This window comes from Paenibacillus sp. SRL342 (genome assembly GCF_984798905.1).
This window is the reverse complement of the sequence record NZ_OZ481790.1, coordinates 3104537-3121007: the sequence shown is the minus strand read 5'-3', so window position 1 is coordinate 3121007 and position 16471 is coordinate 3104537. Positions and strand designations below refer to the sequence as shown.

18 protein-coding genes are annotated in these 16471 nt (G+C 33.4%); 3 read left to right on the top strand and 15 right to left on the bottom strand.

Annotated features, from left to right (window positions below; genetic code table 11):
• The first annotated feature begins 6 nt into the window (after nt 1-6).
• Entirely contained in the window at nt 7-492 is a 486-nt protein-coding gene (locus AC4E8D_RS13875) for a hypothetical protein (RefSeq protein ID WP_490206363.1), read from the top strand.
• 240 nt (nt 493-732) lie between these two features.
• Here the strand turns inward: AC4E8D_RS13875 and AC4E8D_RS13870 are convergent, their stop codons facing one another.
• Both AC4E8D_RS13870 and AC4E8D_RS13865 read right to left on the bottom strand, forming a co-directional pair.
• Nucleotides 733-1230 (bottom strand): SMI1/KNR4 family protein, encoded by a 498-nt coding sequence (locus AC4E8D_RS13870; RefSeq protein ID WP_490206362.1) that lies wholly within the window; start codon nt 1228-1230, stop codon nt 733-735.
• A gap of 155 nt (nt 1231-1385) precedes the next feature.
• A complete protein-coding gene (locus AC4E8D_RS13865; protein ID WP_490206361.1) occupies nt 1386-2135 on the bottom strand; it encodes a hypothetical protein in 750 nt (249 codons plus the stop codon).
• Nucleotides 2136-2282: 147 nt separating this feature from the next.
• Here AC4E8D_RS13865 and AC4E8D_RS13860 point away from each other — a divergent pair, with 147 nt between their 5' ends.
• Nucleotides 2283-2516 (top strand): helix-turn-helix domain-containing protein, encoded by a 234-nt coding sequence (locus AC4E8D_RS13860; protein ID WP_490206360.1) that lies wholly within the window; start codon nt 2283-2285, stop codon nt 2514-2516.
• 171 nt (nt 2517-2687) lie between these two features.
• Here the strand turns inward: AC4E8D_RS13860 and AC4E8D_RS13855 are convergent, their stop codons facing one another.
• From AC4E8D_RS13855 to AC4E8D_RS13830, 6 genes are all read right to left on the bottom strand, one after another.
• Complete coding sequence (locus tag AC4E8D_RS13855) at nt 2688-4184, bottom strand: SIR2 family protein (protein WP_490206359.1); 1497 nt, start codon at nt 4182-4184, stop codon at nt 2688-2690.
• A 7-nt stretch (nt 4185-4191) separates the two neighbouring features.
• Complete coding sequence (locus AC4E8D_RS13850) at nt 4192-6363, bottom strand: DEAD/DEAH box helicase (RefSeq protein WP_490206358.1); 2172 nt, start codon at nt 6361-6363, stop codon at nt 4192-4194.
• Nucleotides 6364-6674: 311 nt separating this feature from the next.
• Nucleotides 6675-7904, bottom strand: a complete 1230-nt coding sequence (locus AC4E8D_RS13845; RefSeq protein ID WP_490206357.1) for a hypothetical protein — start codon at nt 7902-7904, stop codon at nt 6675-6677.
• 28 nt (nt 7905-7932) lie between these two features.
• The gene (locus AC4E8D_RS13840) at nt 7933-8655 is read right to left on the bottom strand and encodes a hypothetical protein (protein ID WP_490206356.1); all 723 of its coding nucleotides are present in this window, start codon (nt 8653-8655) and stop codon (nt 7933-7935) included.
• A gap of 64 nt (nt 8656-8719) precedes the next feature.
• The gene (locus AC4E8D_RS13835; protein ID WP_490206355.1) at nt 8720-9538 is read right to left on the bottom strand and encodes a hypothetical protein; all 819 of its coding nucleotides are present in this window, start codon (nt 9536-9538) and stop codon (nt 8720-8722) included.
• A gap of 40 nt (nt 9539-9578) precedes the next feature.
• Complete coding sequence (locus AC4E8D_RS13830) at nt 9579-9794, bottom strand: helix-turn-helix domain-containing protein (RefSeq protein WP_490206354.1); 216 nt, start codon at nt 9792-9794, stop codon at nt 9579-9581.
• Nucleotides 9795-9922: 128 nt separating this feature from the next.
• On the opposite strand from AC4E8D_RS13830, the gene AC4E8D_RS13825 reads away from it, so the two are divergent.
• A complete protein-coding gene (locus AC4E8D_RS13825) occupies nt 9923-10291 on the top strand; it encodes a hypothetical protein (protein ID WP_490206353.1) in 369 nt (122 codons plus the stop codon).
• A 428-nt stretch (nt 10292-10719) separates the two neighbouring features.
• On the opposite strand, the gene AC4E8D_RS13820 is transcribed toward AC4E8D_RS13825, so the two are convergent.
• The 7 genes from AC4E8D_RS13820 to AC4E8D_RS13790 form a co-directional block, all read right to left on the bottom strand.
• A complete protein-coding gene (locus tag AC4E8D_RS13820) occupies nt 10720-11949 on the bottom strand; it encodes a hypothetical protein (RefSeq protein ID WP_490206352.1) in 1230 nt (409 codons plus the stop codon).
• Nucleotides 11950-12207: 258 nt separating this feature from the next.
• Complete coding sequence (locus AC4E8D_RS13815; RefSeq protein ID WP_490206351.1) at nt 12208-13020, bottom strand: hypothetical protein; 813 nt, start codon at nt 13018-13020, stop codon at nt 12208-12210.
• A 16-nt stretch (nt 13021-13036) separates the two neighbouring features.
• Complete coding sequence (locus AC4E8D_RS13810) at nt 13037-13663, bottom strand: hypothetical protein (protein ID WP_490206350.1); 627 nt, start codon at nt 13661-13663, stop codon at nt 13037-13039.
• On the bottom strand, nt 13650-14276 hold the full coding sequence (locus AC4E8D_RS13805) for a hypothetical protein (protein WP_490206349.1): 627 nt from the start codon (nt 14274-14276) through the stop codon (nt 13650-13652). Before AC4E8D_RS13805 ends, AC4E8D_RS13810 begins: the two co-directional genes overlap by 14 nt.
• Complete coding sequence (locus AC4E8D_RS13800; RefSeq protein WP_490206348.1) at nt 14273-14470, bottom strand: XRE family transcriptional regulator; 198 nt, start codon at nt 14468-14470, stop codon at nt 14273-14275. The genes AC4E8D_RS13805 and AC4E8D_RS13800 overlap by 4 nt, the downstream gene beginning before the upstream one ends.
• Before the next feature lie 213 nt (nt 14471-14683).
• Nucleotides 14684-15307 (bottom strand): hypothetical protein, encoded by a 624-nt coding sequence (locus AC4E8D_RS13795; RefSeq protein WP_490206347.1) that lies wholly within the window; start codon nt 15305-15307, stop codon nt 14684-14686.
• A 53-nt stretch (nt 15308-15360) separates the two neighbouring features.
• Nucleotides 15361-16272, bottom strand: a complete 912-nt coding sequence (locus AC4E8D_RS13790; protein ID WP_490206346.1) for a tyrosine-type recombinase/integrase — start codon at nt 16270-16272, stop codon at nt 15361-15363.
• Between the last annotated feature and the right edge of the window lie 199 nt (nt 16273-16471).

Here is a 16471-nt window from a genome sequence, read left to right as displayed (position 1 = left end):
AAACATATGCCTGAAAATAAAAATACACCCAAGAAAATCACTTTAATTGACCTTGTTGGGATATTAAAACCTGAATCAGAGGAATTAAAGTTACAAACACAAGGTAAAACATTCGATCAAATTAGAGAAGACACACTAACCAAACATTTCCAAGAAACATACCCGACACCTAAGTTGACTGATGAAAAAATAAATGCTGAAGAAGGAATAACCACTATGAGCAAAGAATTCAGTGAATTTCTTCTAAAAAATAAATCTAAGTTTAGAAATACGCCGTTAAACACTATCAATTATACGGTCACGAATGATATCTCTCTAGCAACACACTGGAGAGCTACTGAAGAATTGCTAGAAGGAACACATGTGACTCTTGGTAAAATGTATCCTGTTCTTTATCACAGACACGAACAAGAAGAAGTAATTGTTGATGATTCTGGTAAGTTGTCATTAATCTATTTAGTACTCAAAGGAGAGTTCCTAATTGTGAATTAAAGAATCTTTACTCCCCCTTATTCAAATGGTTAAACTGCACTTCATTGACCGTCAGAAAAAGCGTCTTACAGCCCAACTATCTTCACTATAATAATGCCACTGGCAGTGTAACATCTTCTGGACTAATTAAACTGTCAGCTAACTGCTGCCTGTCATTGGTTCAACAATTCTCATTGAATACTTACAAAAGAACACCAGTTGTTTTTTCATAACGACTGGTGTTCTTTTGGCTTGTTTACATCAAATACGATCCGTTTTCCAGTACCAGAACTTTGAGCCTTGAGAAATGATAAACCGCTCTAGCCATGTCTCAAAGTTACTGTAGAAGCTACCTGTATGCTCAACAGAATATAAACTTTCACAAAGTAACAGATATTGTTCATCCTGAGAGCGCCAGCGGTCTAAATCAATCAGGATTCGATCATCAAGGATGTTGGCTATAACAATCTTACTATCTGATGCTTCATTGTAATGCATGACATCTTGGGCTGAGTATAAGAAGTTTTCGCCGCCATATTCAGGGTCTTCAAACAAGGAAGCTCCATTACATAATCGTAAGAAGTTTATGTAATCTGAAGGTAGTGGAGTAGAGAAATAATCGGAAAGCTCTTTGAGCTTATCTTCGGATGCACTTGGTTTGAATTTATTAATGACTGCCGTTTTCCCAGTAGTAACAAGTATTTCAATGTGACCATCGTTTTGGTCTGACCATTCTTTGAATGCTTTGAATGTATTCATTTAATTAGTCCTTTCCTAAAAAAACTTACTATGCGATCTAGCCAGCAAAGTCAGTTTATCACATTAATACGAATCACCTTAATTCCTTCATTTGAAATAAGAAACGCTTTTTTGATAATAATGCATCTATGTAATGTATATGATGAGATAGCTTTTCACCCTCGCTTAATAAGTACGCTTAATACTCCATACCAATGATTAGCTTTATTTGATGCATCAATTGCCTTTGTGTCTTTCTTAAGAATTTCCTTTTTCTCATCCAAAAAGTCTACTGTTACATTAGGTCGCTTTATATCATTTACAATCAACTTCAGATAAACCCTTTTAACTTTATCGTTACTTGTAGTCTTTTGTCCAGACAACCCACCAATGACAGCCCCTACTCCTCCAGCAAGTACACTTCCTACAACTGCTCCTCCTATCTGGCTACCTCTTGAAGTTTTTGTCAATTGGACATCATCCTCTACTAGTTCTAATTCTAAAACATCTCTTGAAGGAAATACTCGAATCTCAGAATCGATTACACAAAGCTTATTATTTAGATCATCAATGGAAATGGCTACGTTATGCTTTTCATTTGCAAATACTTGAGAAGAAATGAAATCTGGGATGTCACTCAGTAATTCATCTAACTTTTCTCTTCTCGCCTCTTCAATTCTTATCTTTGCTTTTTCTTCTGTTACAGAGCCTTGAGCAATAAAGAAGAGTGATAGAAGGAGTGAAATAAACACAAAAGAACCATGGAAATCATGTTCAGCAAAATAACGATAAGTCAGATACATGAATGTAAAGAACAATAACAAGCCAGGTACAATTGAAAACTTCTGAAATCGAGTGGCATTTCTCTCCTCCTCACTTTTGATTGATTCTTCATTTACCCTCAACAAATTTTCCGTAGTTTCCATACATACACTCCCACATGAAGTTATTTTATTTGATTCATGTTTTGATTTTATCACAATTAATTGTATAAATAAACCATTTTGAATCATATAGTGTGCAGATTTTATAGTTGTTGAACATAATAATTGTTACTAAAAGGAGTTATTCCTTTGCACATTGAGGCCATTTTCGGAAAAGTACTTAAAAGTCTTCGGATTAGAAATGATTTATCCCAAGATAAACTCGCTGAACTCTCAACACTTGAAAGAACGTTTATATCTAGAATTGAACGTGGTAATAGTCAACCATCATTAACTACTATTTTTGAGTTGGCTAGAGCGTTAAATATTAAGCCTTCAGAACTGATCCGAATGGTGGAGCTGGAATACGAATCAAATAGCTAACACAAAATAGAGCTGTAGGGTCTCCTACGGCTCTATTTTGTGTTTGATAGATAGTCTTTGGTTTATTTGGAGGCTGATCGATCTGTTGGTGTGCATAGCGTTTCTGACATCTTAGGTATGATTGGGAAAGTTATAACTATCCCCCTAGCTATCTAACATGTACTGTTATTTCTATTCCTGTAAATAGTTTAGTATTAACGGAATCTCATTAAAATCATTAATCCAAATCACATTTAATCCCAAATTATTAAAATCACGTTCGACAAGTAGCTCTTCGGCAAGTAAAGTTTCATCTACAACTGATTTATCTATCATGAGATAGCGCAATTTCTCAATAAGAGATTCAAAGTCTTCGTCTTCTAAGGACATAAGTTTTTCTAAAAGAGTTTTATCCTTGGACATCTCTTCTATTTTTTGAGTTTTATACAAGCGAGGAAATATTATAAAATGTTGCTTCCCTTCCCTACTCGACCTAGAAATATCTAAAATCCTGCGTGTATTTGGGTCACTTAAAGTTGAGCCTATAAAAAGACATGTTTTTTCTCTAAACATATTTAATTGTAGAACATTAGACCATTCATAAGGTTTCATATATTGATCGTGATACTCATCCTCACTAAACACAATATTCTCACTACTAAATTCATTACTGTAAGGAAGATATCCATGCACATGATAAACTCCAACAGATACAGGAGTTACTCTCTGAGAGTCCTTCCAAATTGAGGTGTATTTAATATTGCTCAGATCAAGATGTGATTCTAAAAGGTCATCGTAATTATAGGTGACTACATTACTTACAAGTCTTCTTTGGTTTAAATCACTTTTACTAATAAGATCAGAAATTGATTTTAATAGTTCTGAAGTAAGAGATGAATTGTTATACAACCATTTGTGTACATATGAGACAAATTTATCTTCTAAAAGCAATTTTGCGTATTTTGTCCTAACTAATAAATTGTTATTACCTATTCTCTGAGTAAGCTGCCAATAAGAGTTAGGGTCATTTTCTATATCTTCAATACTAATCCCTTTACTTAACAGTGCTTCAAAATAAACTTTTGATACCAGTTCTGTCCAACTAGGTAGATTGGCTGACATCGAAACACCAGCACCTAAAAATAGAATGAGCTCTCCGTCTTTATACTCTTTCTTTAACTTATCTTTTGTATAACTGTTACTATAATTTATCTGATCTTCTCGATGTTGAGGATCAGTAATCACTCTCGAAAACTCTTCTTTTATGAAACTCACAAAAAACTCTTTATTATACCTCGCAAAAATATGAGGGTATTTTTCAAACAAGCAATTTATTTGATTTGAGCCCCATATATGAATATCATCTGTTAGAATGTGTGCAAAACTCTTTTTGAACCTATTAATAATAGCTTCATCTAGATTCGTGATAAAAATTGCATTTTGTATTATTGATTCTTTCCTCATCTCTTTCATAACGAAATGAACTCTTTTTTCAATATTCTCATCTAATTTGTGACTAAACATCTTTTCATCTACATCAAAATATTCAATCTGTATTGCTATAGGACCTTTTAGATTGAACACCTCAGATTGTACAACTGTAAAGTCTAAATTAGTTAAACTTCCAGATGGTGATAAGCTTTCGCATTCTTCCTTCATTATTTCGGTAATTAATTGAAAAAAATTCATGTCAAGATTACTCAGTGCCTTCACCCACTTTAATCTTGAATTTTCTCATTAATTTTTCTAATGATTTTTTATCTAAGAATTTAATATCATCTTCATCCAATATTTTGTCTAATTTGTTTATTATTTTTGTTGCTTCCTTTATTTTGGTTCTTCTTTTTGCATACTCAATGTTATCGAGTAACCTTTCAATAGATGTAGGGTCAGGAATTTTAAATGTTATTTTTTCAGGGTTTTTAGCTATCATTTTAATCTCATTAAATAATGATTCTGCTCTCTGTCCTACACCAGTAATAGTGCACCACCCTTTACTTCTCGTCATAGCAGTAAAAGCAGTGTTTCGGAGCTGGACAATATCAAATCCTCCTAATATTGAATCAAAACCAACAATGTACACAACAGATGCTTCGTTTCCTTTAGCACGCCTGATACCACTGAATGTAACCTTGCTATCAACTCTGAATACATTTGTTGCAGTATCTTCTCCAACAATTATCATATCAATGCCTTCCGTTGATAGACTATACTTAAGAGCTTCTCCATATTTCTTGTAATAACGATTGTCAACACTAATCACCAAGATATCATTTGGAGTGAGTTCATCTTCAGTAAGATTGCGCTTAATTTCGTTTGCAACCCAGTTTATTTCGGATTTCATTTCCTGAAACACTCTCATCTTCAGTACATTCTCATAACCTACTAATTTTTCAATATTATTTGGTGAATTTTCGAAAGGTCTTCTCATTGTTACTTCTTCGCCGATTTTAAATTCACCACTAACAATCTCATAGCCAATATCTTCCCATCCACCCTCAGATGGAATGAATTGGATTGCTCCTTCTTTTCTAAATAATCCCATTCCAAAAAAATGAGCAGCTACTAATACGGGTCTTGGATTCCTATAACAATGGAATAAGATAAAATCCTTCTCTATTCCATCTGAATAAGTACCTTCTAAATTCACTAATGCTTCTCCATGTTCATTCTCTCCGAAAATCTCTTTTGCAGTTGGAATATTTAAGTTATTTAAACTTTGCACTTCATCATAAGCCCAAATGAACCTTTTTGGTTCACGTAATATGTGATGGCAGAAACGAAAAAACTCAAATTCAAAATCTTGTGCTTCATCCATCAATAAAGCATCAAAATTAGGATAAACTTCAATCTCATTTATCAACTTCAAGCAGCTATTTCCAAGAAGTGAATTATTGCCAAACATATTCTTGGCCTCAACAAGACCTAATGGCTTCTGACCGTATTTCTTGCACATGTAACTGTATAATCCTTCTTGACCTTTACTACCCCAACCATGCAAGACATGAAGCTTATCCCAATTCGGCTTAACGTTTGCAAAATGTAGAGTAAATCTTTCTATGTAATCTTTTATTTGATTATATAAACTTTGAGTTGAGAAAACATAAACAATCTCCCATTGAGGATTTGCAATATGCATTAAAGCAGCTTTCATTGTCATTACTATAGTCTTACCAGAGCCCGCCAGCCCTCTAATTCGTTGAGGCCCATCAGGAATTTGTCTTGCTACTTTTTCTTGTTCAAGATCAAGGAGGCTCATTGAGGCTTCAAGTTTCTGTAGAATCGCTTTTTTAGTATCTGGCGATGCTGCTCCCTGTCTAATAAGAGCTTCCATAACTCTTCCACCTTGAACTATTGCTTTAACTACACTCCACTCTTCTTCAGTAATGGCGGTACCGAGGCTCTCAAGCTCTGAAAATAAAACTGTATTGAATGATTCTAATAATAGATCATCCGAACATACTATAAATATTCCATCAGAATCTACGTTTAGCTCATTCCACTTAGCTTTAGTCAATGATGGAATAACCATAACTGGCATTCCATGATACTTTTCTTTTCTTCCGTTTCTCAAATCATTTCTAAATTTGTTTTTCATATTTTCATATTTATTGAAAAGATTATCCATCGCTTGGTTTAGGTCTTCTGTAGAAGTATTATCGTTCCAATCCACAATATCCATTGATATAAAGCCTAGTCTATTATGAACCATAAAAATATCAATTACTGATTTATTCCTAGTTCCACTACTAATTTGGTAACTTTCATAACAAAATCCTTCATAATCCTCAAAAAAAGCTTTGATTTTTTTCCATACCCATAACTTGTTATCAAAATCTCTAAATCCTGTACTCATTAAAAAATCCACAAGATCACCCCATTAATTACTTAGTTGTGTTAATTATAACATGATCAGTAAAATAAATAAGTAAAATATACCATTACTGATTACCTATAAATTTTTCGAAGTTTATATGAAATCGGGATTTCATTCACGAACAATTAAAATATCGCGTTAAAGCGTTAACGTAAAAAACCATTCAAAAATCAGTCTAATTAACAAACAAACAATTCTCCAAATTTTATTTGCTAAAAATACTAAGGCACCCCTTAATTATTGTAAACGTAGAATAAAAAGCATGGCGGTTTGTTGTAGTCTTCTAATTCAAAACCCTCAGATCAAAAGTTAACTTTAGGCATATTTTTATTTACAAGTCTAATCACATGAGCAGTCTCTATCTTACTAACCTCCTTTAAATCTATTCCTGCTTCGTAAAATTGAGTTGTCGTAAGATTGCCATCTATAGTTGTACAGATTCTATATAGCTTGCTAAGCAAGTTGCCTTCTCTAAGCTCCAAGCTTCCCTCCAACTCAATCTCGCCTATATTTTCGAAACACTTATACTTATTCTCTAAAAATTTAACAACCGTTTTATTAAGTGGACTTGTTGTTTTGTCATCAGGGTCAAAAGGTGAGTAATCATCGCTTATCTCAAACTGAAACCCTGATCCAAAAAAAATATCCATCATCTCTTTGAATGCATATGCAGTTATCCCTCCACCATTTTCAGGAATGTTTGCATAATAATTTGATATTCTTCTCCACCAATCAATTAAATTTCTATATGCTTTACTTATAACTATAGGATTTACATTATCATGAGGTAACACATTCATACTTTTTGAATGGAATAACTTGCAACGGATATCTTTATATTGTTTTGTTATAAAATAATTTATAGCTGTTAGATTACTCCCATCTGGAACACAACTGTTTATATCGATCTGACTCTCTACTTGTGCAAGAACTCTTCTAAGCCATTGAATCTCTCCCTCTTCTCTTCTTTTAGGGGCGATTATGTTAAAAATCGATTCTAATGCCAAAAACAAGTTCCTATAAGCATCATACAGGTCTGAACTTAACTGAGATAAACGGTAGAATCTAAGTGATTGAGACCAATTAAAGTTTTCCTTTAAGGGTTTAACTAATTCTCCTTTAGCATTCTCAACAAATACTTCCGTACTAATATTAATTGAGAACTGATCTATAGCCACATCTCTTAAGATAAAAATACTATCTTTCTCATAAAATATGATATTACTATCAGATGCCTTTGGAATAAACAGACTATCATTCTTATAAACACTTAATAAATCTAGGAACATTTGAGCAAATTTATGCCCCTCGACTAACACTCGCTCCTCTGATAAACTATTTTTACATCTGACCACAATGGAATTTTGGCCTTTAGCGACCTCTACTTCCCATGCTCCTTCTGAAAAATCTAGTATTTTCGAATATCTACTTTTTTCATTCAAGAAAAAACAAACAGCACTTCTAAATAGTGTTCCTTCTACAGTATTTCCTCCTAAATGAATACTACCTATAGCAGCGATAAGTACTCCCACCTTTGAATTCAAGATTTTTTATAACTTTTTACTCTCCAATCCAATGTGCATACTCAGGTCTACTTATAAACTCATCTCTAATTATCATGTTATCTCTAGTTACTTCATTCAATTTCTCTTTGTAACATTTGATAAAAGTTATACGTTCGTATTTTTTAGATATTTCCAAAATCATTTGCATAATCACTATTGCAGTATTGCCAATATTCCACATAAACCCTCTTATATCATCCTCGTTTAAATTATCGAAAAAATGAAATTCAAAGTTGTCTAAGTCAAAGTTCTTATAAGCGTTAAATAGATTTGAATGTGCTCCAAACATATTTATCATATTTTTTTTCAACTTTAGAATGTCAGAATAATGGGGGTAATTTTCCTCCAACCAACTATAACATTTCCCCTTCGCCTTTTCTCTGATCGTGGCTAGACCTCGCTCATTCTTATATAAATATTCATCAGTATTAGTACTGTATAAACTGTACGCTGCCATTGTAGAAGACTCAATAGCATATCGCATCATCATTGAAGCTTGTACATCATGCCATCTAATAATTGAAATAAATGATAAATGAAGTGATTTTTCCATTTGGAAATAGAAAGCTTTAAAGACGAATGCTTCTATGTCCACATGTTCTATACCTTCACTTAAGAGCTTTAATGCATCTTTTGTGTTTTTATAATACTTACCATATTTATTTTCAGATAGTAATACCATTTGATTCTCATATTCTGAAATTTCAAGAATATCCATCGTGTTGTCTCCTCATCTATTAGCACTTAATTATTACTACATTCTTTACTTTTACAATTTTCTTTTATCCTTTTTTCAAAGCCTCATGAATAGCTAAGGTTTTCGTTTTAGGTTTAAAAATTTCTCTTTTTGAATCCAAACTCATAATATTTATAAGCAAAAGAGTAAGATCAGTTTCTGTCAGGAATCTTGCTAATGCATAATCACCATGTAACAATTCATTTCTAATTAAACGATATGCATGTAATTCCTCAGGTAATCCCTGCTTCTTTATTCCCATATATCTGGCATAAACTTCATTAATTTTGTATTCATCATTCATTAGCGTTTTTGCTCTTAACATACTTTCAAAAGCTATAAACATATTAATAAATGATCCAGTAATATCTCCTGTTTTAAATAACACAAAACTTTGATACAATATTTTCCTCCAAAAATCTGAATTTTTCAAACAGCCCTTAATCTCAATACTTAAATAAAGCTCAAAATTCTCTGCTAAGTTATGTATTTCTTCTATGTCATCATTTATACAATATATCACCTTTAGTGTCTTCGTGTAGGGCACTACATTTACAGCGGTAATTTTAATATCCCCTGTGTTCCCCAAATAAGTGGGGAGGTCATTCTCTGCATAGCTCTCTTTATAATTTTTGTGATTTCTATCTATGAAAAAGAAGTTTTTAATCTCAACCCTATCCACGAACGAGAATGATTTTAGTTCATCGACTTCTGTTGAATTTTCTATTAAAAAATCCTTTACATAGTCTCCAGACTTGAAACCGTAAATCCCAGCTTTCATGTAATGTGGAAATTCAATAGTGTTCACAACGTTCATATCAAGCAAAAGTTCGAAAAAATTATCAGTAGTTTTATTTTGTATCATCTTTTTTTAGCTCCTCACTTAGTAATTACTGCTCTCAAATTTAACATTCATTCTTTTCAAATTGAATCAAAATTGAAATATCTTCGATTTCAAGAGCATATGCTATTCGCTCTAGTATTCCTATATTCAATTCCTGCATTTTATTATTACAAAGATTTGATATTTTCGCTTGTGTCACATTTGACATTGCTGACAATTCAGTTTGGGTTATCTTGCGTTCCTTCATGATTTCTTTAAGTTTAATGTGTAAATGCATATACTTCGCCTCCACGTAATAATAATCCACTTGACAACATACCTATATCGGTATATATTTTATTCATAATATTACTTTTAGTATATATAAAAGAATATATAAATTCAATAATAAAAGGAGATTTAATTATGAAAGATGAACTACTATTCAACCAGCAAAATATAACTCTAAGCTCTGATAACTCAATCTCAGCATATGCATATTATGAACCTCAGAAACGTTCGATTGTAAAGTCCATTGGAGCATTCGAAGGTCGTTCACTTGTCATTACTTTTGATGAAAGCGAGGTACTGCAACAGGAGGATGTGAAACTTGCTACTGGTGAAGATATCAACTGGTGGGCATGTGTTTGTGATGAAGTACCTAAAGACAAATATGTTATTTGCCAGGACGGAATATATATGTGGAAAGAAATTCGTGAGTGGAATGGGGACGAGGATTTTGATGTTGTAGATATGAGGTTTGAAAAAGTGAACAATTTGGTGTTTGCAGTTTAAATTCAAAACTATAATAGCTCTAAATTAACTAACTAAACATATATGTTTTTGATCTTTATCTATAATTTAACTCAAAAGTGTCTGTTAGTAAGTCTGAGCGCAGCGAAGGGCCTTGATCTTCCAAGAGCGTAAGCGAAACAACCTACCTACGTACTTCTCGCAAGAGGTTACTAGGTAGTTTTTTTCTTTCTTAGGTTATTTGGTTTATACTGTATAGTTACATGTCATATTTGACAACAAATTAAATTATGTTATGGATGATATTGGGTCAAATTTGACATGTTATTATACTTCAAATAATAGATTTTTGTCAGAATTGACCCGAAATTAAACTTAAGGTTATTGTGAGTATTGTTTTACTCCAAATATACATGCGCTTGAATTATCTTACATTCTTTTTAGAAGAGTCCTGATAAGATTTCGAAATCTCAGGCTGTTTCAGGCTCATCTAAAGAATCAAACATTGCGACAAATTGTTTAGCATAATCTCTCGCACCTTTTGCTTTCTCCTCTTCTTCACTATCTATATTTTTACGTTTAGTTTCATTGATACTTTTCGTAAATTCATCATCATAGCTCTCATCATGAAGGTTATAGCAGTCTAGGTCAGAATTATTATAATTAGATTGATGTAATTCCATAGCTATCTTTTGTTCCTTCTTACGATTTTCTAGTTTCTGCATATATTTTTCACCCTCATTTACGACAATAGCATACCTCTTAGGGCTTATCTCTTTAAACCTATTAAAACGCTTATCAAGGTGCGCCCTTGTATATTCATACGTGGTTGTTTTCCAAATATAGTACTCTTTGCTCCCTAAATAATCTCCTTTCCCTGTCTTGTAAACATTTGTCCCTTTGCATCTTGGGTCTCCTTCTATTTCCGCTATCATTGCATTTGTATTAATATTTTCTTGATGTTCAGGTGAATATTGTTCATTTTTATCAACCTCATTACGTTCTTGACGTTCTTCTTCACTCACAACGGTGTATAAATTTGTTTCTCGCTTGGGTTGACCATTCTCATCTTGATACATGGCTCCACGTTCCTTATCAACTAAATTCAAATCATTAAGCTCTTTGACTAACTTCACTGCTGTAGCATGGGATATTCCCATTACTTTCTCCCATTCGTTAAGAGAGATACGATACTCACCTTCATTCTCTTGATTACGAAACATCCGCCATTCTGCGTAGATCATGGCTCTAAAATGTCTAGCATTCCCTCTACATGCGTCAAACATCTCCTGAGTTACCTTTAACCAACCAGTATGTTTATAGTTCTGGCTTAATACCCCATCCATAACATAAGGGCTACCTAAATCAATCATATTGATAGTAAGCAAACTGTCATATTCTAATGAATCATCATTCATGTTTATTTTTATCCATGATTTGTCATGCAAAACTTGTAGCAACCTTCTAATTTCCTTACGGTTGTCACTTTCCTTATTTTTTAAAGGTAGCTGTTTACTAAGTGTGACAACCGTAGTTTCCACTCTTCCCCAGTTCCAATAATTTTGAGAATGAACACCTAAAAGGAAGTATAACATGAAAGCATTTTCATCTTTCTGAACAACAAATAAACCTTCATGTTCAAAGGCATACATCTTTATTGGGAATCCTACGAATTTTGCTTCTTTTTTATCTCTATACATGCTTAACATTTCTCCTTATAATTTAACACTAATTTATTTTACACTAAATCTCTTATTACTTTCTGTTACTAACAGTTATTCAATAACGTCGACTGTACTCATCCAATAACATATTTAACTCTTTAGTTCGCTTAAACTGCCAAAACTTGTCCAGTGTCTTTTCATGCAGACCAGAACAAATAAAGCTAATTTCGTTATCCATTCGTAGAAACTTGAATAACTTTAGGCTGTAGCAATAGAAATATTCACCTTTGTACGTCATGATCTTTCCCCTTTCAATATTTTTTTGATTTGGATGGCACTTACATCTAACTGGAGTTGAGTTTTTTCAGTAAGGATTTCTTCATCTGTTTCGATGTCAAAAATAGTTCTAGCTAGATTCCATATCATCCGATATTTGCATTCAACATCTGTCTTTAGCTCACCTTTGATAGTTTGGATAAGTAAACCAATTCCGTTTCCAGCATCTATTACTGATCCATGATCAACTTGATTTAGAACATTAATAGGAATGTGATATCTGCGAATTAAATCCTCCTTAGCTTCACCTATTCTTGAATAGTTCATCTTGTCGTTTAGCCTCAAATCTTTAATTACATATACTTCACATTCACGTGATGCACCATCTGTGACATTTTCCCAATAAGGCAGAACTTGAAGATTTACTTTTTCATAACCCTTCATGGAATCAATTCTGTCTAAAGTTGGTCTATCTTTGTATATAGCAGTATTCTCAAAAATCATGGATTGCTTTATCCAACATTCACGGAAATCATCGTCATTCCAAAGGTCAGACCAAAACTCCTTTGCACTCATGTAACTTGTTGTTACATGAGCATAACCATCTTTGACATACTCAGGTTGACTTCTTCTAAACGCAGCTTCGCATGATTTTTTCAACAACTCTAAAGCTGGATTTGCTTGGTATTTGCGCTTTCGTGATTCCTTCTGATAGGCAGCACTGCACTCTTTGCAATAGCCACCCTTACCATCTTTGCTCTGAATTGATTTGTTAAAACTTTTCAGTGAATGATACTGTTTGCATTTGCTGCACTTCTTATTTTTCTTCATAATAATCATCCTTTCTTTATCCAAAAACTGCTGTCATTCCTTTTACCTTAGCATCTGTAAAATCTACTGTTCCTCTGAATTGTGTCTTTCCATAAGTGGATGCTTGAACAATAACGTCACCCATTGTTGATTGTAGTGAGATGTTTGCTGCTGCTTGGGATAGCCCTCCTCGTTTCTCACCCCTATAATAGAAATCTAGAGAAGAGAAATTCCCACTATCAACGCTTACTCCATTCTTCTCTCCCCAGAGATTGTAAGAGTTAAATCCATTACGCGATAACTCTATCCTGTCTGCATTTGTTCCTGCTGTACGTATTGTTCCCCCAGTAATAATTGAACCATTGATAGTTCCTGAAAACATGCCATCCACTGCTACTAACTTTCCATCCATACTGACTTTAAAGTTAGCGCTTTCAAATGAACTGTGCCCTAAATAAATCCCTCTGTTGTCTGCCTTGAAGATATTGTTTCCTGATCCTATCGCAATTGTACCGCCATATATATTAGGAGAATAGATTTGCGTTGCATCAATGTAAGTTGACTTAATGTAGTCTGGTACTACTGGAATGAATGGCTGGTTTGCAACCTGATGCCATGAGATACTAGCATTAGGCCCCATTTTTACATTTTTACCCAGATACATGATAGAACCTCCTGTCATATTCGTAGATACCATTAGGAGTTACAACATGAAGAATTGTATTTCCCCCAACATATTTGTTAAAGCTATTAATGTGTTTAAACAAATTAAACACTGTTTCAATGATGTTGTTTTGATCCATCTGATTGTTTTGGAAGAATGATAGTACTTCCTCCCTATTCTCTCCTCTAGCTGTAACCATCGCTTCAGTTGTTCTCCGTGTCTCACCTGTATGACAATACTCGATCATTCCAGTTTCATTTTTGGAAACGTCATAATAAACTAATATAGTTGAAAGTGGACAAAATCCAGGGTTCTCCACTAAATACATTGGATTTTCTTTTTCGAATTGTTCCAAAACTTCTTTACTAATTTCTTCAATAATTAAGGCAATCTCATCAATGCTTGTGTTATCATTCACTCGTTCAGAAACTTTTGCTCTTAAAACTTCACAATAATCTTGTGCGCCAGAACAGAACATTGAGATATATTGTGTAAGTGCAGTTAGCTTCAAGTGTTTATCCCTCACTAACACGCCATTTTTAGTGACTCTTCCATCTCCAGCAATAATGGCAAACTTACTACTTGGATGATTAAGTGCAATACATAAGCTCATAAACGCTCACTCCCTTCATGGTTATCGATGTACTCTTTATATTTCGCGATCTTTTCTTTAGACATAGGATATCCTCTATTCTCAAAATGTCCTACAGTTGCTTGGTGACACCCTATGTATGCCGCCACCGTTTTAACTTTGATTCGCTTGCTCAATCTCTTGAGTCTGTAAACTTCCCTCTCTCTTAACTCCATTAAAATTACCTCCCTAAATTTTAGAAAACAAAAAAACAGGAACTATTTCACCGTTCCTGTTCTTCTTTTAAGAATTTGAAAAAACTGGATATATGATTTAGTTACTGCCCCTACTACTAATAATAATACACTATAAATAACCAATTGTCAAATTATACCAAATCCCAGTGTTTTATTGACTTTTTTCCTCCCTTCACTTTTTTTAAAGTATTATTATATCTCCATGTACTCATTGCGAGATGCTTCTTCATACAGTTCATATAGTTCACTCACAATTTGTCTTTGCTCATCCCATTGAAGTTTTAGCTGCTCTGTAAAGTTCTTATTAGGATTCTTTCTAGGAAGAATATACATCTGTTGAATGATCTCATACTTAAGTCTAGCCTCCTGCCACTTAACACTTGCTTCAAATTCTTTTCCGTAGTAGGCAGCATATTTGTCACTTATTCCTTCTCCGTCTTTATTGTCTGTATACAGAAGAAGATTTCTTTTTCCTACATACACATGCTTTTTAGGCGTTACCTGTCCCTTTAAAACTGCAATGTATAGCGTTTGAAAACGAGTCTTCTCTTGAATAATCTCAATGAATTCATTAACAACTAAATTTCCTTCCTTGAATATAAACTTATCGGCAGTCAGTACATCTCGATTCATTGCCAGAAGTTTTGAGTCATGTACAATTCTCACTTGCACGTATGAACATCCTTTTAGCTCAATATCTTCAGTAAAAGTAGAAAAAATAAAGGAATAATTTTGTAAATTCCTGTATCCATACCATGGAAAAACGTTTAACTTCACTATGCTATGCGTCCCACTAAAGTTAAAAACATTACTCATTGATAATGCACCTGTCCTTTGAGATAAAGTTTCATGACTACTTCTTTGACTCCCTACAGATTCATAAGCGGACTAGTTGTCTTAGCCAAATCCAATATTTGTTCATCTTGAATTGACTGAAGATATCTGTTAGTTATTACAGTGGACTCGTGGCCTAATAATCTACTAAGACTGTATACATCTAATCCCAACCTTAATTGTTTTTGAGCAAAATAATGCCTCAGTGTGTGAGGGCTACAACGAATATGATCTCGAATCTTAGCTTCATTGCCTGCTTTCTTCATCATCACTTCAATCGCAGTAACAGTTAAAATCTTGCCATTTTGAGATAAAAAGAAATTGGAGTCAGTCATGAATTTATCCTTAAAATAAGCCTCTTTCATTCTTTCGTACTTGATGATGTATTTCTTAAGAAAAGGGGAAATGTATAAATTTCTTTCTTTGTTTCCTTTGCCATGTATTTTGATAACACTTTCTCCTACATCAAGAGAGCCAAGTGTACATAGTTCCAAATTTCTTATTCCTAAGTCTACAAAGAACATCAGAATCAACTTGTTACGCATACTCAAGTAAAAGTCACCTTTATGTGCATTGATTAAACGTTTCACTTCATCATCATTGAAAGTTTTTATAAGAACTTTAGGTTCTCTCATCCATTTTAAACCTAATACTGGATTTCGCTTTTCAGCAATATACCCTTCCTCCACAATGTATTTGAAAAATGAACGGATATTCTTTTGTATTCCATTGATGTAGGACTCAGACAGTCCTTTCATTTTCAAGTTCATAAGATATGCTTTGATGTGAGAGGTGTTGACTTCTTCTATTTCAACAACTGAAAATTCATTACATAAGTAATTCAGAAATGCCCTATTGTTATTTCTATATCCTTTTATAGTGCGAATACTATAGTTCTTGATCTCCAAATCAAAAAGAAACTCTTTGTAAACATCTTCAAACAACATAAAAAAACTCACTCCTCATATGGATATTTCCCATACAAAAAGTGAGTTAAATACAATACAGGCTATGAAAACGTACATCATCACATGAATCACTTGGCAATAGCATGTATACCCTCGCTGAGTGATAAAATGGATGGTTTATATACATTTTCAAATCCCTAACTGGGTTAGAAAGACTCTAAACCGCCGCTATTACCGC